The following is an 18,511-nucleotide window of genomic DNA, read 5'->3' as shown; positions in this document are numbered from 1 at the left end:
AAGGATGGTTTTTTTATTTGTTAATAATTTCCACTTATCATTCAATTATTCGTAAATTTATATTGCAAAAACTGAATATAATGATTAACAAAAAAGTAGCAAATGTACAAGATGCCTTAAAAGGCGTATCTGATAATATGACATTTATGTTTGGCGGTTTCGGGCTAAGTGGAATTCCAGAAAATGCCATTGCGCAATTAGTTAAACTTGGTGTAAAAGGATTAACCTGTATTTCAAATAACGCTGGAGTCGATAATTTTGGATTAGGGCTGTTGCTTCAAAAAAGACAAATAAAAAAAATGGTGTCATCTTACGTTGGTGAAAATGACGAGTTTGAGCGTCAAATGTTGTCTGGTGAGTTGGATGTTGAATTGATTCCGCAAGGTACTTTAGCCGAGCGTTGTAGAGCGGCACAGGCCGGATTTCCTGCTATTTATACACCTGCAGGATATGGTACGGAAGTTGCCGAAGGTAAAGAAACACGAGAATTTGATGGTAAAATGTACGTTTTAGAGCATGCTTTTAAAGCCGATTTTGCTTTTGTAAAAGCCTGGAAAGGCGATGCTGCTGGTAACTTAATTTTTAAAGGAACTGCTAGAAATTTTAATCCTAACATGTGTGGTGCAGCAAAAATTACGGTTGCTGAGGTTGAAGAAATGGTGCCTTTAGGCGAATTGGACCCTAATCAAATTCATATTCCAGGGATATTTGTGCAGCGCATTTTTAAAGGTGAAGTTTTCGAAAAACGAATTGAACAACGTACTGTAAGACCAAAAAGTACTTAAAGTTAAGCTCACCATAGAGTGAGTAACTTATAACTTTAAATATGTATTAACTTATAACTTAAATAGATGTTAGATAAAAACGGAATAGCAAAACGCATAGCAAAAGAAGTACAAGATGGCTTTTACGTTAATCTTGGTATTGGCATTCCAACACTTGTTGCTAATTATGTTAGAGACGATATAGAAGTTGAATTTCAAAGTGAAAATGGGGTTTTAGGTATGGGGCCGTTTCCTTTTGAAGGCGAAGAAGATGCCGATATTATTAACGCCGGAAAACAAACCATAACAACGCTTCCTGGTGCTAGTTTTTTCGATTCGGCACTTAGTTTTTCAATGATACGAGGTAAGCATGTAGATTTAACCATTTTGGGCGCTATGGAAGTGGCTGAAAATGGCGATATAGCCAATTGGAAAATTCCTGGTCGTATGGTTAAAGGTATGGGAGGTGCCATGGATTTAGTGGCCAGTGCAGAAAATATAATTGTGGCTATGATGCATACCAATAAGCGTGGTGAATCTAAACTGCTTAAAGCATGTAGTTTGCCATTAACCGGTGTTGGTTGTGTAAAACGTATTGTAACTAACCTTGCAGTTTTAGAAGTAACAGACCAAGGTTTTAAGCTGTTAGAACGTGCGCCGGGAGTAAGCGTTGAAACTATTAAAAATGCTACCGAAGGCACCTTGATTATTGAAGGTGAGGTTCCAGAAATGGATATTTAGGCAAAGTCTTTATTGCGGGTGAAATTGCTTAAATGTTAAAATTAAGTGTATTTCATCGATTAATTATGTTTTTTAACGATATATTTAAAATCTGTGCTATATTTGTAGAGCCCAATGAAACCAATTTAATATAAAGATTTCCCCAAATCTACCTTAAACTAACCGCTTATGAATTTTGCAACAAATCTACCTGAATTACCTACTAATGATGAAAGCAAATTCAAGGAAACTCTGAAACATAATGTTCAGTTTTTTAAGAGTTTGGTTTATTTAACAAAAAAGATATTCATGCTATAATCCTTTTGGAATAGCATGAATTAATTTTTTTGTGTACTCTTTTTTCGGATCGCTATAAATAGTATCGGCGTCATCCAATTCTTCAATTTTACCCTTGTTCATTACCAGTAATTGGTCAGACATATATTTAACAACGGCTAAATCGTGAGAAATAAATATATAGGTAAACCCAAAATCTTCTTTTAGTTCATTTAAAAGATTTAAAACCTGTGCTTGAACCGATATATCCAAAGCAGAAACCGACTCGTCGCAAACAATTAATTTGGGTTGTAAAGCAATAGTTCTAGCAATACCAATACGTTGCCTTTGTCCACCAGAAAATTCGTGAGGATAGCGGTTATAATAATCTTCAGATAAACCTACACGGTTTAAAATTTCAATTACTTTTTGTTTTCGTTCGTTATCAGAATTATATAGTTTATGAACTATCATGGGTTCTAAAATAGCTTCGCCAACAGGAATTCTAGGATTTAAAGAGGAATATGGGTCTTGAAATATAATTTGAATGTCTTTTCTAAGCGTTCTAATTTTAGATTTTGACAACTTAGTTATATCCACACCATTATATAATATGGCACCGGCAGTAGCTTTATCTAGTTGTAGTATGGCGTTACCTAAGGTTGATTTTCCGCAACCCGATTCGCCCACCAAGCCAAGTGTTTCGCCTTTGTAAAGTTTAAAACTTACATTGTTTACGGCTTTAAAATGCTGAGGTTTAGAAAACCAACCCGATTTAGAAATATATTCTTTTTCAACATTAATAACCTCTAAAAGTGGTGGTTTTGCATATAGTTTTTCATGATTTTTTTTACGTTGTGCCGTAGTTACAATTTCTGTTGAAATGGTGTCTTCTAAAAAATCTTGAATAGTTGGTAGTGTTTTAAGTCGTGAATCTAAAGATGGTCTAGAGTTTATTAAAGCTTTGGTGTAGTTGTGCTGTGGGTTATTAAAAATATCAGATACATGGCCTTGTTCAACAATATTGCCTTTATACATAACCAATACATGGTGTGCAATTTCAGATATTAAAGCCAAATCGTGCGTTATAAAAATAATGCTCATTTTTGTTTCTGCTTGTAACTCTTTTAAAAGGCTAATAATGTCTCTTTGCACCGTTACATCCAATGCTGTTGTAGGCTCGTCGGCAATTAAAATATCGGGTTTGCAGGCAATGGCCATAGCAATCATAACACGTTGTTTTTGTCCGCCAGATATTTCATGCGGGTATTTTTGATGTGTAATGGCTACATTGGGGAGTTTAACTTTTTCAAAAAGTAAAAGCGTTTCGTTTTTTGCTTCTTTTTTAGATAAGTTGGTGTGCTGTAATAGGATTTCTTCAACTTGTTTTCCGCAAGTCATCGATGGATTTAACGAACTCATAGGTTCCTGAAAAATCATGGCAATTTTATTACCTCTTATGTTTTGAAATAATTTTGGAGAAAGTGTTGTTAAGTCATTGTTATTATAAAGTATGCTGCCAAAATCTATTTTTGATATTTTTTTAGGAAGAATGCCTAATATAGCTAAGGATGACACCGATTTTCCCGATCCGGATTCGCCTACTATTCCGAGTATTTCATTCTTGTTTAAATTATAAGAAATACCATGGATAACTTCGTTGTTTCCAAACGAAATAGTAAGATTTTTAATTTGTAATATAGGAGTTTCAGCCATTTAAATATGTATAATTTCGTCGTCGGTTAAAATGGAATCGCCTCTTAAGCGTAAAAATATTTGGGCAACGGCAATCGTGTCTTTTTCGCAATAGATAATTATTCTATCGATTTCCTTTTCTTTATAAAACACCCGATACACTTCACTGCCATCAATATCGTCTTTAGGCGATGGAATTCCTAAAACATTGGTTAATAATTTTAAAGAGGTATAGGTTTTATAATCGCCAAATTTCCACAATTCTAAGGTGTCTAAATGCGGTACTTCCCAAGGTTTTTTTCCAAATAAATTGAGTTTGTAAGGTAGCTCAATACCGTTTATAATCATGCGTCTTGCAATGTAGGGAAAGTCGAATTCCTTGCCGTTGTGCGCGCAAAGTAAATGTTTGGTTTGGCTAAAATGAGAAATAATAAGATTTTTAAAGTCCTTCAATATTTTAACTTCATCGCCATAAAACGAAGTGACTCTAAATATTCTGTTTTCACCCTGAAACGTAAAATAACCCACCGAAATACAAACTATAAGGCCAAATTCTGCCCAAATTCCGGCACGATCATAAAACTCTTCGGCTGTAAAATCTTCTTTTCTTTGGTATCTCGATTTTTGTTCCCAAAGGGCTTGTTTTGTTTCGTCTAAATCAGAAAAATACTGGGTTTCTGGAACGGTTTCAATGTCCAAAAACAATATGTCTTCAAGGTTTAATTTACTAATCATCTTTAATTTCCGCGAAAGCGATTATTTATTTATTCAACATTTTATAAGCTTCTTCAATATACACCGTAATATCATCTGTAAATTTTCCAATGCCTTGGTCTGGCGATTTTTTATGCCCCAAACGCACGATTATTACATTGTCTTCTGGCTCCACAATTACGTATTGGCCTAAGTGACCACGCATCATAAAAAAATGTTTGTCGCCAACATTTTTTAGCCACCAGCCATAGCCATATTCTGGACTTTCTTTAAAGCGCGGCGTAATACTTTTTTTAACAAAAGCGGAATCTAAAAGCTGTTTACCATTCCATTTTCCATCGTCCTTATACAATTTTCCAAAGCGTGCAAAATCTCTAGCGCTACTTGCTATACAGCAAAAGGCTTTTGCTAATCTGTTCTCTTCATCGTCTACTTGCCAATAAGCATCGTTTGCGGCTCCCATAGGTTTCCAAAAACTTTCGGATAGGTAATTGGATAGTGTTTTACCAGTTGCTTTCTTTAATACCATACCTAAAAGTTGTGTGCTTCCGCTTAAGTATTCAAAAGATTCTCCTGGTGTTTTTACTACTTTCTGGTTTAAAATGGTTTCGGCTAAATCGTCATCGTAATTGGCCCTTGCGGTAACCGAAAACGGACTCGTGTAATGCTCTACCCAATCCAGACCAGATGCCATGGATGATAAATCGCCAACCGTGGTTTTAGCATAATTATATTGCGGATAAAAATCGCTAAGTGGCTGGTCTAGGTTTTTTATATAACCATCCATAATGGCTTTTCCTAAAAGCGCAGAGGTTATACTTTTTGCCATAGAAAACGAATTGGTTTTTGATGCCGCATTAAAACCATCGTAATATGTTTCGAACCAAATACTATCGTTTTTAATAATTACATATGCTATGGTTCCCCAATCTTTATTTACTGTACTCAGTTTTTCGGTTGGTTGTACGCTGTTATAGTTTTTATGTATTGGCCATTCATCTACCGTGTCGCCTTTTTTAATGGTGTCGTTTTCAAAGTACGGATAGTCATCTATAAAGGCCGTTTTATGTCCTGTAAAATACACAACTTTTACACCTCGAAGAATATATTCGTAATCGAAAATGTATAAGGCTATAACTATAATGGCTAATAGTGCTAAAATCCATTTAAGGAGCTTTTTTATAAAGTTCATTTTATTAGTTTAATGTTGCAACTAAAGATAAGGAAATAAATATATGGGTGTAAAATAAATTATTTGGAAGCGGCCTTTTGCATGCGCTTTTTCTTGTAAAAGTCCTTATCGGCTATGTAAATGGTTTTAGAAAGTTCGGCAATTACAACGCCCTCTTTGTTTACAATATTTGGTGTTTTTACAATATCTATTTCGCCTTTAACTTTTATGTCTTTTTTAATATTTACAATGTCTTCCGGCGAAAAAACGAATTCGCAAAATATAGTTTCTTTACCTGGTCGTCTATATTTTATAGTTGCTGCTTTGTCCCAAACTACGTAGTCATCACCAAGAATTTTAATAAGCTGAATCATATAAATGGGGTCTGTGGCCGATAGCATACTACCGCCAAATATAGAACCTACAAAGTTTTTGTTTTTCCAGCTTAACGGAATTTTAATTTTAACGTAATGTAAATCTTTAGAAACCTCAATAACTTTTGCTGTTGAATGCCTGTACATGGGCGACCAATTAAACCCATGTTTATAAATTTGAGCCTCGCTAAAAAAACGGTTAGCAATATTGGAAAGTGTTCTGTACATATTAAAATAAACTTTGTTGCTTATATGGGCTTTCGTGCTCTAACAGCCATTTTTTACGATGTAAACCGCCGGCATAACCAGTAAGTGAGCCATTACTGCCAATGACGCGATGACACGGTACAATAATCCATAATGGATTTTTACCATTAGCATTGGCCACAGCGCGAATAGCTTTAACATCGCCCAATTGTTTTGATAAATCTAAATAAGAGGTTGTTTTACCGTAGGGAATTTGCTCTAAAGCATGCCAAACGCGTTTTTGGAAATTTGTACCGCTAGCATTTAATTTAAGGTTGAATTGTTTGCGTTCGCCCATAAAATATTCATGGAGCTGAATAGCACAATCCTCTAATTCTACGGGAATAATATCTGTGATTTTTTCTTCGGAATTAAGCACGGTAACAGATGTAATACCATCAACATCACCAATTATTTTAGTGAATCCTAAAGGTGATTGAATGATGCAGCTTTCCATCTGAATTATTTTATTTTAAATGGTTAATTGCAACATTCATGTTGGTTTAATTGTGAATATTACATTACTCTGAAGCTTTATCTTCTTCAATAATACCTAGTTTTTTAGCACGTGCTTCCCAGCTTTTTCTAGCTAAATGTTGCAGGTCTGAAACATTATCGCTCTCATCCATAATTTCTAACCCTAAAAGCGTTTCAATTACATCTTCCATGGTTACTAAACCACTTACCGATCCATATTCATCGACTACTAAAGCCATGTGGTTTCTGCTTTCTACAAGTTTTTCAAAAAGTGTAGGGATGGCTAAATCGCGATTTACAATAATAATATCTCTTTTAAGGTCTGCTAATTTTTTATTACCATTACCTAAAGCCATTTCTTTAAAAATTTCGTCTTTTAAAACTAGGCCTTTTATATTGTCTTCGGTTTCAGAAAACACTGGAATTCTAGAAAAGCGAAGGTTTAAGTTTCTATTAAAAAAATCTTCGACTGTGGTTGTTTCATTTTCGGTTTTCATAACGGTTCGTGGTGTCATGATATTTTTAGAAAATATTTCTTTGAAGGTTAAAAGGTTTTTAATGATTTTACTTTCGTTTTCTTGAAAAACACCTTCTTCATGAGCCATATCGGTCATTACCATAAATCCTTCTCTGCTTAAAACGCTACCATGACCTTTACCGCCAATTAATTTTGTAGTTAATTGTAATAACCATAAAATTCCCGTCCACTTTAAAGGGAAAATTAGTACCGTTAATGCTTTTGATGTGAAGTTTGCTAATTGTTTCCAGTAGGTTGCTCCAATGGTTTTCGGGACAATTTCTGAGGCTACTAATATTAAAAGCGTCATGATTGCTGAAACTACACCTACAGTATTTATGCCCCAAAATTCAATTTTAAATTCTAAGCTTTCGGCTTCAATACCAACCATCATTGCACCTAAAGTATGTGCAATAGTGTTTAGCGTAAGTATGGCTATTAGTGGTTTGTCTACATCTTTTTTTAAGGCTTCTAATGTTAAAGCATAGTCTTTTCCTTCTTGTTTTTTAACATTTATAAAGGTTGGAGTAACGCTTAATAAAACAGCCTCAAGGATGGAACATAAAAATGAAAAGAAAATTGAAATGGTTGCCCAAAAAAGTAATGCGCTCATAGGTTTATTTTGTTAATGACGAATTTACGATAATAATTTCACAACATCCTTAGCAAAATAGCTAGCGATTATATCTGCACCAGCACGTTTAAATGCCATGGTAGTTTCCATCATCACTTGGTCGTGGTTTAGCCAACCTTTTTCGGCAGCAGCTTTTATCATGGCATATTCGCCAGAAACTTGATATACAGCCACAGGAACATCGACCTCGTTTTTAATGTCTCTTAAAATATCCAAATAAGAAAGACCAGGTTTTACCATTACGATATCGGCTCCTTCGTCAATATCCATTTCAGTTTCTCTAATCGCTTCAAAACGGTTACCAAAATCCATTTGGTAGGTTTTTTTATCCTTCGGAATATCTATTAAATCAACAGGAGCAGAATCTAAGGCATCGCGAAAAGGTCCGTAAAAAGCGGAGGCATATTTTGCGGAATAACTCATAATGCCTGTATTAATAAAACCTTCATCTTCTAGAGCTTCGCGAATGCTAAGAATACGACCATCCATCATGTCGCTTGGTGCCACAAAATCGGCTCCAGCAGTAGCATGAGAAACGCTCATTTCTGCTAAAAACTCAGCGGTTTCATCGTTTATAATTTGTCCGTTTTCAATAATACCATCGTGTCCGTAGGCCGAATATGGATCTAGAGCCACATCGGTCATCACCAACATGTCTGGGCACACATTTTTAACGGTTTTAATAGCGCGTTGCATTAATCCGTTAGGGTTTAAGGCTTCTTTTCCCTGGTTATCTTTTAAATTATCTGGCACTTTTACAAAAAGTAACACTGATTTTAATCCCAAACTCCAAAGTTCTTTTACTTCGCCTTCAAGCAAATCTAAACTGTACCGAAAGTAATTTGGCATCGATGGGATTTCATCTTTTATGCCTTTGCCTTCAACCACAAAAAGAGGCACTAAAAAATCGTTTGGTGTTATAACGGTTTCACGAACTAAAGCGCGAATGGCTGCGTTGGTTCTTAATCTTCTATTTCTTCGTAATGGAAACATAGTTTTAATGTAAAATTGTTCAGATAATGTTTACTTTTATCAAATACAAAGTTAATCATTAAAACTCATTTTGTATTGCTAGAATCCCTAAGTGTTTTAGAATTTAAGTTCCCTTGGCGAAGTTATCAGGAAACCCTATTAAAAAATTTTGATAGTCATATTTTAGACCACCATTTTCATGTTATTGCGCCTCCAGGATCGGGAAAAACCATTTTAGGAATCGAAATTTTAAGGCGATTAGGCAAAAAGACATTGGTTTTAGCACCTACGCTAACTATAAGAAATCAATGGGAAAGCAGGCTGCAGGAGTTTTTTACTAAAAACAATGGTTTCGACGCTTGTTCCTTTAACATAAAATCGCCTAGTGATATTACGTTTTCAACCTACCAATCGCTTCATGCTTTATACAAGTCTTTTGAAGATGAAGAAGATTATTTTAAATTTTTCGAAACCCATAATATTGAAACCGTTGTTTTAGACGAAGCACACCATTTAAAAAGTGCTTGGTGGAAATGTTTGATGGCTTTAAAAAACCGTAATTCGTTTTTTGTAGTGGCACTAACTGCAACACCGCCTTACGATAGTAGCCGAAGTGAGCTTGCCAAATACTTTACATTGTGTGGCGAGGTAGACGATGAAATTGCGGTACCCGATTTGGTAAAAGAAAACGATTTATGTCCGCATCAAGACTTTGTATATTTTTCGAAACCCAATGATTTAGAAATTAATTTCATTGTTGAATACCGACAAAAAATCTCGAAATTTCAAGATGCTATATTGCATGATGAATCGTTTATAGCGCTTCTTAAAAATCATAGGTTTTATAAGAATCCAAAGATTCATTTGGATGAAATTTACACAAATACATCCTACTTCTCATCCATTTTAATTTTTTTGAATGCCTGTGGAGTTTACATAGAAGCAGAAACCTTAGAGATTCTGGGTTTTAATAAAAATGAAACCATTCAGTTTCCAAAACTCAATTTAGAATGGTTGGAAATTCTACTTCAAAACCTTTTAGTAACAGATAGAGAAACTTTGATAACTCACGAAGATTATCTTGTAACGCTCGAAAAAAAACTAAGACGACTTAATGTTTTAGAACGCAACCAAGTGAATTTTGTTGGCGAGCAATTGCTTTATAAATCTTTGGCGTATAGCCCAAGCAAACTTAAAAGTATTGTAAAAATTGTGGCGTCCGAAAGGGAAGCTTTAGGAGAAAACTTAAGTTGTGTCATTTTAACCGATTATATCCGGAAAGAGTTTTTAAACACCTCTAAACAAGCTATTGAAACCATTAATAAAATTGGTGTTTTGCCTATTTTTAAATATGTAAAAACATATTGTTCTTATAACAACGAATTAGCTGTTTTAACGGGTAGTTTGGTTATAATCCACACTTCTATTTTAAAGGCTTTTGAAGCGATTGGGAATATGGATAATTTTTCGTTTTCTCCTCTAGTTAGTGACCACGAATTTTTGGAAGTAACGACTAAAGGTAAACCCGAAAAATCGATAGTCGAAATACTTACGCAGCTTTTCGAGAATGGTACTATAAAGGTTTTAATAGGAACAAAATCGTTGTTAGGCGAAGGTTGGGACGCACCTTCAATTAACAGTTTAATTTTGGCTTCTTTTGTGGGGTCTTTTGTGTCATCAAACCAAATGCGAGGTAGAGCGATTAGAAAGGATGCAAGCAAACCTAATAAAACAGGAAACATTTGGCATTTAGCTTGTGTAGATCCAACGGCAACAGATGGCGGACGAGAAGTTGATATATTAAAACGACGTTTTGAGGCCTTTGTTGGTATTACAAACACCTCAATTCCTTTTATATCTAATGGTTTTGATCGCCTTAATTTTCCTGAAAACCTATCGGTAGAAGCTATTGATAGCCTAAATACTGAAACTTTACAAAAATCTCGACAAAGACCAGTAATAACAAAGCAATGGGCAAGTTCCATTGGAAGCGGTACAAAATTAACTAAACAAGTTAAATGGCTTTATTTAGATGAGAAACCTTATAAAGCCCAAAAGCAAATTTACTTTTTTGATGTTGTACGGTTTTTTGTTGCCGAATTATCGCTAACCATGTTGTGGTTTTATTTTGAGTTTATTCTAGAAGGTCTGCAACTTATAATTAGTCGCGGGTTAACGTATTTTATTTATGCGTTTATGGGCGCTTTCGTGTTTCGTTTTGGTTTAAAATTATACAAAGCGGTGTCGTTGTATTTACGTTATGGATACTTGCATAAAAAGATTAAAAAAATAGGTTTAGCCATACTTAATACCATGCATGAGTTGAAGCTTTTAAATACTAATATTCAAAATATTCAAGTGGTTGCATCTCGTTTAGATAAAGGAGATGTGGTGTGTATGCTAGTTGGAGCTAATAATTATGAGAGTGCTTTATTTTCTAGGGCATTAACCGAAATGTTAGATCCTGTAGATTCGCCTCGATATTTAATTATAAAGACCAGTTTTTTTAGAAAACGACTTAACGTTGAAAATTTTTATCCTGTTCCTGAAATTTTTGGTAACAAGAAGGAAAATGCACTCGTTTTTAAGAAGCATTGGACAAAATTTTTGGGTAGAAATAAATTGGTGTTTACACGACAAGTTGATGGCCGAAAACTTCTTTTAAAGGCACGATTATTTCATGCTTATAATGCGTTTAAAGAGGTGTCTAAAGAGGTGATTTTTTGGAAGTAGTTATTTACTCAAACCTAAATAGAACCAAGTATTGTTTTCTTTTACAAAAGCGGATTTTTCGTAAATGATTTCCACTTTTCCTTTCTCATAAAAATACGCTTGAAAGGTTACGGTACCTTCGGTATCGGTTTCGGTGCCTTTTGTTGTTTCTAGAACTTCTAACTTTATCCATTCTACATATTTTGCCCATTTTACAATCGACGCTTTTTCTTTTATTGGTCGGGTAGAAGGATGGTGACTTGCCATTAAATAATCGCCATCGGCTTTAACAAAGGCGGCGTATCTAGATCGCATAAGTTGTTCTGCGGTTTTGGCTTCAGTTATGTTTATATGAGCCTTTTGGCAGCAATTCGAGTAGGTTTTTAAACTTCCGCAGTAACAGTCCATAAATTTTAAATTAGTCTTTAAAATAAGCATTTAATAATCCAATTTGCCCTAAATGATACAAGTCGTGTTGAACTACACCTTCAATTAAAAATTTTAAACTATATGTTTTGCCAATTGTTTTTTGTTCTAAAAAAGCATCGTTTTTTTGAAGTTTTAAAATCTCAATGATTTTGTTTTGGGTTGAGGTTAATTCATTTAACAAGACCTTCCATTCTTTTTGACTTTTTATGGTAATTAATTTCCAATCTGCTTCAGAATTCATTTCAATATCAAAAGCTTCGTTTCCTTGAAGTTTTTCAATAGCAAAGACCCTCCAATTAATTACATGCTGAATTAAATTGGCTATGGAGTTTTTAGAATTTGGAAGTGTTTTATTTACCAATTTAATGTCTATGTTTTTGAGTTGAAACATTAAAGAATCGCCATACCAAGGATTGCCTTGAAATGTATTATTTAAACTTTCAACAAGCTGTAAAATTCTAGAATTCATGAATACTATTTTATACCCAACTCACAGGGTTTTTTAAAACTTCTAATAGTTTTGCCTCCTCGCTTCCAGCTTCCGGATGGTGGTCGTAAACCCATTGTACATGCGGTGGTAAACTCATTAAAATACTTTCTATACGTCCGTTAGTTTTTAAGCCAAAAAGGGTGCCTTTATCGTGTACTAAATTAAACTCTACATAGCGTCCGCGACGAATTTCTTGCCAGTTACGTTGGGCATCTGTATATGTTAAATCTTTACGTTTTTCAACAATAGGAACATAAGCTTCTAAGAAACTATTGCCAACTTCGGTTACAAAATTGTACCAATTTTGCATACTTATATCATCGGTAGCTTTGCAATAATCGAAAAATAAACCGCCTAAACCTCGGCCTTCATTTCGATGTGCATTATAAAAATACTCATCGCAACGTGCTTTGTATTTTGGGTAGAATTCTGGATTATGCTTATCACAAGCTGTTTTACAGGTTTGGTGAAAGTGTTTAGCATCATCTTCAAACAAGTAATATGGCGTTAAATCTTGTCCGCCGCCAAACCATTGGTCTACAATGTTTCCTGCTTTATCATACATTTCAAAATAACGCCAATTGGCATGTACGGTTGGTGCCATTGGGTTTTTAGGATGCAAAACCAAACTTAATCCGCAGGCAAAAAAATCGGCATCTTCTACGCCAAAATACTTTTGCATGCTGTCTGGTAATTTACCATGTACACCAGAAATGTTAACACCTCCTTTTTCAAAAACATTACCGTTTTCAATAACACGCGTGCGGCCACCACCACCTTCTGGTCGTTTCCAAATGTCTTCTTGAAATTTAGCTTTGCCATCAATAGCTTCTAGTTTTGAGGTTATGCTGTCTTGTAAAGTTTGTATGTATTGGTAGAATTTGTCTTTCATTTATTCAATCTCTTTATAAAGCTCATACAACTCCATATCTAAAGGCTGTTCTCCTGGAGGTGTGTGTTCGTTTTTTAATGTTTTAATATGCGTAAAATTGTTGTTTTTGGCAACTTTTAAACTACCTATATTACTTTTATGCGCAATAATTTGAAGCGTTTTTAAACCTAAGTTTTCAAATGCGTGGTCTGATAGCTGTTTTACAGCTTCGGTGATTATGCCTTTACCTTCAAAATTGTAGTCGATGCAATACGCAAATTCACCTTGTTTGGTAGTCCAATTAACTTCTTTAATATACACTAAACCAATTAATTTGTGGGTTTCAATTTCCTTAATAGTGAATAAAAATTCTTCTTCGGATTCAAACTGTTTTGCTTTTTTAGCAACAAAAATATTTGATAAATCGGGTGTTAAATTCTGTTCTAAAGTTTTTGGAAAATAGCGTTTTAATCGGTCTTCGTTGGTTACAGTAAAGTTGCATAAAGACCATCCATCTTTTGGGTGAATAGGTGTAATGCGATAAGATCCAAAGTTAAGCTGCATGTATGGGTTTGTTTTTAATTTGAATCGCTTCTACCGTTTTTGTTGAAGCTGCTGTTACCGATAAGGGTAGCACTAAAATTACACCAATTACCGGAATTAATAAAAACAGGATAAAAACGATACCGTTACCTATTGCTAAACCTTTGTGTTTGCTTACAAATTGTAAGCTATCTTTATAGTTATAATGACGCTCTAGTGTGTAATCCATATTGCCAAAACCGGCATAATAGGCTTGTAGCATAAAGAGTAAAATGGTTGAAAATATATTAACTACAGGAATAAATTTTAAAAGCAGAATAGGAATGGTAAACAATAGTTCTTTAAACAGGTTCCTTATGTTTATTCGGATACCTCGCCATAATTGTTCTGAAAAGCTTGTATTTCGGTGTGAATGTGGTGGATTACCTGTAAAATGAGCTTCAATTTTTTCGGAAACGGGACTCATAAATGGCGCTGATAATGCCATAATGATGTGTTTAAAAAGGATGAGCCCAATAACCACGATGATTATTCCGCCAATAAAATTACTTATGGACGCGAATGTTTCTTTACCCCAATCCCAAATCCAGATTTTTGATATGAATGCGCCAATATTATCTGACAAACCGTAAGCTGAACCAAAAACAACGATTGCGGTTACTAGGCTAATTAGCATAGGAATAGCAAAATATTTCCAGAGTTTTAATTTTGAAATTAGACTGAAAGCACCGAAGTATGCTTTAATTCCTGAAATGATGTTCTTTATCATAACGTTTCTGTTGCGTTAGGGATTGAACGGTCTGTTTGAGCTCCTCGCAGAGAGCGAGTAGTGAAAGCGCGACCTACTTTTTTATAACGATAAGTATATTTTTAAAACCGATTGTTACATAAAAAAGTAGGTAACGCCCAAAATATTTTAATTTCCGTATTCTTTTACGGCATCGATAAACGCTTTGGCATTATCCAATGGAATGTTTGGTAAAATACCGTGACCAAGGTTTACAATGTATTTATCCTTACCAAAATCGTTAATCATTTGGTGCACCATTTTTTTGATTTCGGCTGGTGGAGAAAATAAACGTGTTGGGTCGAAATTACCTTGTAGTGTAATGTTTCCGCCAGTTAAATAACGTGCGTTACGCGCAGAACAGGTCCAGTCTATACCAAGTGCAGAAGCACCAGATTTAGCCATTTCGTCGAGCGCAAACCAACACCCTTTACCAAAGGCGATTACCGGAGCATCGTCTTTTAAGGCATCTATAATTTGTTGGATATATTGCCATGAGAATTCTTGATAATCGACTGGTGATAGCATACCGCCCCAAGAATCGAAAACCTGAACAGCGTTACATCCTGCTTTTACTTTTTCTTTAAGGTAAGCTATAGTGGTATCTGTGATTTTTTGTAATAATTGGTGTGCTGCAATTGGGTTTGTAAAGCAAAACTCTTTGGCTTTATCGAAATTTTTGCTGCCTTGACCTTGCACGCAATAGCATAAAATGGTCCATGGTGAACCTGCAAAACCTATTAACGGAATTTCGTTATTCAGTTTTTCTTTGGTTGCTTTAATGGCTTGATAAACGTAATCTAGAGCTACGGTTACATCTGGAACAATAACATTATCGACATCTTTTTGAGAGCGAATAGGATTTGGTAAATACGGACCAAAATTTGGTTTCATTTGCACCTCAATATTCATGGCTTGAGGAATTACCAAAATATCGCTGAATAAAATTGCTGCATCCATGCCGTAACGACGGATAGGTTGTACTGTAATTTCGCTTGCTAACTCTGGCGTTTGGCAACGTGTAAAGAAATCGTATTTAGCCTTTATTTCCATGAATTCTGGAAGGTAACGACCTGCTTGACGCATCATCCATACGGGTGGACGATTAACTGTTTCTCCTTTTAATGCTCGTAAAAATAAATCGTTTTTAATGCTCATATCTCTGTTTTGACCCGAGAGGTTTTAGAACCCTATAAGTCTATTTTCTGTTATATTATTTAATACCTACAAGGTTTTTAAAACCTTGCAGGAAGATATTTTATGGTAAAAATTTACACATAATGCTCATTAACCAACTCGATAACACTCTCTACAGTTGGTACTTTTGCAACTCTAACATCCTTAAAATGTTTTTTAGCCACTTTAGCTGTGGTTTCTCCAATACAAAAAGCAATAACCTCTGTGTTATTTGCTTTAACAAAACTTTCAACGGTTGATGGACTGTAAAACATAGCAGATTCTACTGAGTCGTTAACTTTTACACCATCGTACTTGGTTTGATACGCTTCTATTTCGTTAACTTTTATATTGTTTTCTTCAAGAATGTTAGGTAAATCGTCTAATCTTAAATCGCTACAGAAGTAAGTAACCTCGGTGCCTTCAATATAATCGATTAAATATTCAGCAAGTTTTTTTGCATTCTTTTCGGTATGCTTAACCTTGCCTATTTTATTTTCGACCAAACGTTTTGTTCTGCGGCCTACACAGTAAATATTTTTGAACTGTAACTCTATGGCCGAATAGTTTGTAGTTAAAGATTCTACCGCGTTTTTGCTGGTAATCACTACATTTTCGATTTCATTTTTTAATAAACGTGGCGCGATACGATTTAAGCTTATTTTAATAAAATCTGAACTTTCTGCAACTACTTTTTCATGAAACAGTAAACGTTGGTCTTCGGTAAAACTCTTTGTAGAATATACGTTTGTTTTTCTGTCTGAATTTTTAATTTTATCCATTAAGCGTTTACCACCACGCTCAATTACAAAATCGGCGCAATATTGTGCCATATCATGATGTTCACCAAGTTTTTTAACTCGGGTAACGTCTATTCTTTTGGTTCCGTCTGGACTTAATAGTACACCTTTAAAGTTGATTTCTTCATCTTTAATGTATGCTAAAGCGCCTATTGGAGCTGTGCAGCCACCTTCTAATTTATTTAGAAATTCGCGCTCTATAGTGGTGCAAATTTCGGTTTCTTCGTGGTTTAATGCGGCACAGGCTTCTTTTATAAACTCGTCTTCCTCTAAAGCCGTAATCATTATAGCGCCTTGTGCAGGTGCAGGAATCATCCAGTCTAAATTAATAGCTTCTTCTGGTCGTATTCCAATTCTGCCAATACCTGCAGCGGCAAAAATAGCACCATTCCAGTCGTTATCTTCCAGTTTTAGTAAACGCGAATTTACATTACCACGTAAATCGGTAATGGTATGCGTTGGAAAACGGTTTAGCCATTGCGCACGGCGGCGTAAACTACCGGTAGCAATAACGGCTTCTTTTGCGCCTAAAAATTCTTCATTGTCTTTAAAAACCAATGTATCGTTAACATTGCCACGTTTTAAAACAGCTGCTTGTATAATTCCGTTTGGTAAAACTGTTGGCACGTCTTTTAAAGAATGTACAGCAATATCTATGTCGTTATTCAACATAGCGATATCTAATGTACGGGTGAATATACCAGTAATACCAAGCTCGTAAAGGGGTTTGTCTAAAACTAAATCGCCTGTAGATTTTACAGGTACGAGTTCGGTTTTATGACCAGCTTCTTCAAGTAATTTTTTAACAATGTTGGCTTGCCATAGTGCTAATTCACTATCGCGAGTACCAATTCTTATGGTTTTAGACATTTTTTGTAGACGGTTCTAATTGGAATACTTTTTTAATAAGTTCCAGGCTTTCATCAGTAGAGACATCATCATCTTTTAAATGATGTGCAAAATGATTGGTGATTTTTTGAATGATGTTATTGCTAATTAATTCGGCTTGCGCTTCATTAAAATCAACGTTTTTCTTGCGTTGGGTGTTTAATTCTGCACTAGCAAAATCAGATAATTTATGTTTTAGAGCTTTAATAGTTGGAGCAAACTTTCTAGTTTCTAACCAACTGTTAAATTCTGCTTTAACTTCTTCTATAATCGCTTCCGCGGAAGGAATATGTGCTTTTCTAGCCTCTAAAGTTTCATCGGTCATTTGAGATAAATGATCTAAATGAATTAATGAGACATTATCTAATTCTTGAACGTTTTCGTTAACATTCTTAGGGATAGATAAATCTAAAATTAAAAGCGGTTTGTTTGTTTGAATAAGGTGTTTATCAATAGTTGGGCGTTGTGCGCCAGTGGCAACTATTAATATATCAGAGGTGCTTACTTCTTCTTGTAAATTGGCATAATCTTTAACCAACAAATTAAATTTTCCGGCAACTTGTTCTGCTTTGTCTTTAGTTCTATTTATTAAAGTAATGTGCTCGTTTTTAGTGTGTTTAACTAAGTTTTCGCAAGTGTTTCTTCCTATTTTTCCTGTTCCGAATAATAAAATATTTTTATCAGAAACATTTTCAACATTTTTAAAAATATACTGCACAGAGGCAAACGATACAGATGTTGCGCCCGATGAAATATCGGTTTCTGTTTTAATACGTTTACTGGCTTGTATTACCGCATTTACTAAACGCTCTGTAAAATTGTTTAATAAGCCGTATTTTCTAGATAGTTTAGCGCTAATTTTTAGCTGGCTTATAATTTCGAAGTCACCAAGAATTTGACTATCAAGACCAGAACCAACGCGAAACATATGCGAGATAGCCTCTTTATTTTTATATACGTAAGCGACATCCTGAAATTCTTCAACGGTTCCGCGAGTATTATCGCAAAGCAGTTTAATAAGTTGAAAAGGGTGTTGTGCAAAACCATAAATTTCCGTTCTGTTGCAGGTAGAAGTAACTACTAAACTTTCTATACCATTTTCCTTTGCTTGATTAAGCAATGTAAGCTTAGAGTCTTCATCTAAACTAAAATGTCCTCTTATATCTGCATCGGCTTTTTTGTAACTTAAACCAATAGCATAAAAGGAACTACTTTTACTTATATTATATTTCTGCATTGCTGTACCTGAAAATGT

Annotated in this window: 18 protein-coding genes; 3 read left to right on the top strand and 15 right to left on the bottom strand. The window is 34.8% G+C overall.

The window, feature by feature from the left end; translation table 11 throughout:
- The first annotated feature begins 80 nt into the window (after window positions 1–80).
- The gene (locus tag HNQ90_RS00555) at window positions 81–785 is read left to right on the top strand and encodes a CoA transferase subunit A (RefSeq protein ID WP_144114721.1); all 705 of its coding nucleotides are present in this window, start codon (window positions 81–83) and stop codon (window positions 783–785) included.
- 66 nt (window positions 786–851) lie between these two features.
- Complete coding sequence (locus tag HNQ90_RS00550; RefSeq protein WP_144114720.1) at window positions 852–1,505, top strand: CoA transferase subunit B; 654 nt, start codon at window positions 852–854, stop codon at window positions 1,503–1,505.
- A gap of 291 nt (window positions 1,506–1,796) precedes the next feature.
- Here HNQ90_RS00550 and HNQ90_RS00545 read toward each other — a convergent pair whose 3' ends face one another.
- The 7 genes from HNQ90_RS00545 to hemB form a co-directional block, all read right to left on the bottom strand.
- Window positions 1,797–3,476 carry an ABC transporter ATP-binding protein gene (locus HNQ90_RS00545; protein ID WP_144114719.1) on the bottom strand — a complete coding sequence of 560 codons (1,680 nt, stop codon included), beginning with the start codon at window positions 3,474–3,476 and terminating at the stop codon, window positions 1,797–1,799.
- Window positions 3,477–4,190: a 3'-5' exonuclease gene (locus tag HNQ90_RS00540; protein WP_144114718.1), complete on the bottom strand. Its 714-nt coding sequence runs from the start codon at window positions 4,188–4,190 to the stop codon at window positions 3,477–3,479.
- Between the two features lie 25 nt (window positions 4,191–4,215).
- Window positions 4,216–5,361, bottom strand: coding sequence for a serine hydrolase domain-containing protein (locus tag HNQ90_RS00535; RefSeq protein WP_172625791.1), 1,146 nt, complete (start codon window positions 5,359–5,361; stop codon window positions 4,216–4,218).
- A gap of 59 nt (window positions 5,362–5,420) precedes the next feature.
- Window positions 5,421–5,942 (bottom strand): DUF4442 domain-containing protein, encoded by a 522-nt coding sequence (locus HNQ90_RS00530; protein ID WP_144114717.1) that lies wholly within the window; start codon window positions 5,940–5,942, stop codon window positions 5,421–5,423.
- 1 nt (window position 5,943) lies between these two features.
- Window positions 5,944–6,417: a methylated-DNA--[protein]-cysteine S-methyltransferase gene (locus tag HNQ90_RS00525; protein ID WP_144114716.1), complete on the bottom strand. Its 474-nt coding sequence runs from the start codon at window positions 6,415–6,417 to the stop codon at window positions 5,944–5,946.
- Window positions 6,418–6,481: 64 nt separating this feature from the next.
- Entirely contained in the window at window positions 6,482–7,567 is a 1,086-nt protein-coding gene (locus HNQ90_RS00520; protein WP_144114715.1) for a CNNM domain-containing protein, read from the bottom strand.
- A 24-nt stretch (window positions 7,568–7,591) separates the two neighbouring features.
- Entirely contained in the window at window positions 7,592–8,581 is a 990-nt protein-coding gene (gene hemB, locus HNQ90_RS00515) for a porphobilinogen synthase (protein ID WP_144114714.1), read from the bottom strand.
- A 75-nt stretch (window positions 8,582–8,656) separates the two neighbouring features.
- Here hemB and HNQ90_RS00510 point away from each other — a divergent pair, with 75 nt between their 5' ends.
- Window positions 8,657–11,293 (top strand): DEAD/DEAH box helicase family protein, encoded by a 2,637-nt coding sequence (locus HNQ90_RS00510; RefSeq protein WP_144114713.1) that lies wholly within the window; start codon window positions 8,657–8,659, stop codon window positions 11,291–11,293.
- Here the strand turns inward: HNQ90_RS00510 and HNQ90_RS00505 are convergent, their stop codons facing one another.
- From HNQ90_RS00505 to hemA, 8 genes are all read right to left on the bottom strand, one after another.
- Complete coding sequence (locus tag HNQ90_RS00505; RefSeq protein WP_144114712.1) at window positions 11,294–11,680, bottom strand: YchJ family protein; 387 nt, start codon at window positions 11,678–11,680, stop codon at window positions 11,294–11,296.
- A 10-nt stretch (window positions 11,681–11,690) separates the two neighbouring features.
- Window positions 11,691–12,170 carry a DinB family protein gene (locus HNQ90_RS00500; protein WP_144114711.1) on the bottom strand — a complete coding sequence of 160 codons (480 nt, stop codon included), beginning with the start codon at window positions 12,168–12,170 and terminating at the stop codon, window positions 11,691–11,693.
- 10 nt (window positions 12,171–12,180) lie between these two features.
- On the bottom strand, window positions 12,181–13,083 hold the full coding sequence (hemF, locus tag HNQ90_RS00495) for an oxygen-dependent coproporphyrinogen oxidase (protein WP_144114710.1): 903 nt from the start codon (window positions 13,081–13,083) through the stop codon (window positions 12,181–12,183).
- Window positions 13,084–13,626: a GNAT family N-acetyltransferase gene (locus tag HNQ90_RS00490; protein ID WP_144114709.1), complete on the bottom strand. Its 543-nt coding sequence runs from the start codon at window positions 13,624–13,626 to the stop codon at window positions 13,084–13,086.
- Complete coding sequence (locus HNQ90_RS00485) at window positions 13,616–14,374, bottom strand: EI24 domain-containing protein (RefSeq protein ID WP_144114708.1); 759 nt, start codon at window positions 14,372–14,374, stop codon at window positions 13,616–13,618. The genes HNQ90_RS00490 and HNQ90_RS00485 overlap by 11 nt, the downstream gene beginning before the upstream one ends.
- A 147-nt stretch (window positions 14,375–14,521) precedes the next feature.
- A complete protein-coding gene (gene hemE, locus HNQ90_RS00480; RefSeq protein ID WP_144114707.1) occupies window positions 14,522–15,550 on the bottom strand; it encodes a uroporphyrinogen decarboxylase in 1,029 nt (342 codons plus the stop codon).
- Window positions 15,551–15,663: 113 nt separating this feature from the next.
- A complete protein-coding gene (gene hemC / locus HNQ90_RS00475) occupies window positions 15,664–17,238 on the bottom strand; it encodes a hydroxymethylbilane synthase (RefSeq protein ID WP_144114706.1) in 1,575 nt (524 codons plus the stop codon).
- Window positions 17,231–18,493, bottom strand: coding sequence for a glutamyl-tRNA reductase (gene hemA / locus HNQ90_RS00470; RefSeq protein ID WP_144114705.1), 1,263 nt, complete (start codon window positions 18,491–18,493; stop codon window positions 17,231–17,233). The genes hemC and hemA overlap by 8 nt, the downstream gene beginning before the upstream one ends.
- Between the last annotated feature and the right edge of the window lie 18 nt (window positions 18,494–18,511).

This window comes from Algibacter amylolyticus (assembly GCF_014202225.1).
Classification (GTDB): domain Bacteria; phylum Bacteroidota; class Bacteroidia; order Flavobacteriales; family Flavobacteriaceae; genus Algibacter_B; species Algibacter_B amylolyticus.
Note: the sequence above shows the minus strand (reverse complement) of the source record. Positions and strands in the feature narration are given on the sequence as shown.

Excerpts from the sequence above, each read along its gene's own strand:
- HNQ90_RS00505 (WP_144114712.1), bottom strand. The coding sequence starts at position 11,680 with ATGGACTGTTACTGCGGAAGTTTAAAAACCTACTCGAATTGCTGCCAA.
- hemB (WP_144114714.1), bottom strand. The coding sequence starts at position 8,581 with ATGTTTCCATTACGAAGAAATAGAAGATTAAGAACCAACGCAGCCATT.
- HNQ90_RS00535 (WP_172625791.1), bottom strand. The coding sequence starts at position 5,361 with ATGAACTTTATAAAAAAGCTCCTTAAATGGATTTTAGCACTATTAGCC.
- HNQ90_RS00550 (WP_144114720.1), top strand. The coding sequence starts at position 852 with ATGTTAGATAAAAACGGAATAGCAAAACGCATAGCAAAAGAAGTACAA.
- HNQ90_RS00530 (WP_144114717.1), bottom strand. The coding sequence starts at position 5,942 with ATGTACAGAACACTTTCCAATATTGCTAACCGTTTTTTTAGCGAGGCT.
- HNQ90_RS00545 (WP_144114719.1), bottom strand. The coding sequence starts at position 3,476 with ATGGCTGAAACTCCTATATTACAAATTAAAAATCTTACTATTTCGTTT.
- HNQ90_RS00500 (WP_144114711.1), bottom strand. The coding sequence starts at position 12,170 with ATGAATTCTAGAATTTTACAGCTTGTTGAAAGTTTAAATAATACATTT.
- HNQ90_RS00525 (WP_144114716.1), bottom strand. The coding sequence starts at position 6,417 with ATGGAAAGCTGCATCATTCAATCACCTTTAGGATTCACTAAAATAATT.
- HNQ90_RS00490 (WP_144114709.1), bottom strand. The coding sequence starts at position 13,626 with ATGCAGCTTAACTTTGGATCTTATCGCATTACACCTATTCACCCAAAA.
- hemC (WP_144114706.1), bottom strand. The coding sequence starts at position 17,238 with ATGTCTAAAACCATAAGAATTGGTACTCGCGATAGTGAATTAGCACTA.
- HNQ90_RS00555 (WP_144114721.1), top strand. The coding sequence starts at position 81 with ATGATTAACAAAAAAGTAGCAAATGTACAAGATGCCTTAAAAGGCGTA.
- hemF (WP_144114710.1), bottom strand. The coding sequence starts at position 13,083 with ATGAAAGACAAATTCTACCAATACATACAAACTTTACAAGACAGCATA.
- HNQ90_RS00540 (WP_144114718.1), bottom strand. The coding sequence starts at position 4,190 with ATGATTAGTAAATTAAACCTTGAAGACATATTGTTTTTGGACATTGAA.
- hemA (WP_144114705.1), bottom strand. The coding sequence starts at position 18,493 with ATGCAGAAATATAATATAAGTAAAAGTAGTTCCTTTTATGCTATTGGT.
- hemE (WP_144114707.1), bottom strand. The coding sequence starts at position 15,550 with ATGAGCATTAAAAACGATTTATTTTTACGAGCATTAAAAGGAGAAACA.
- HNQ90_RS00485 (WP_144114708.1), bottom strand. The coding sequence starts at position 14,374 with ATGATAAAGAACATCATTTCAGGAATTAAAGCATACTTCGGTGCTTTC.
- HNQ90_RS00520 (WP_144114715.1), bottom strand. The coding sequence starts at position 7,567 with ATGAGCGCATTACTTTTTTGGGCAACCATTTCAATTTTCTTTTCATTT.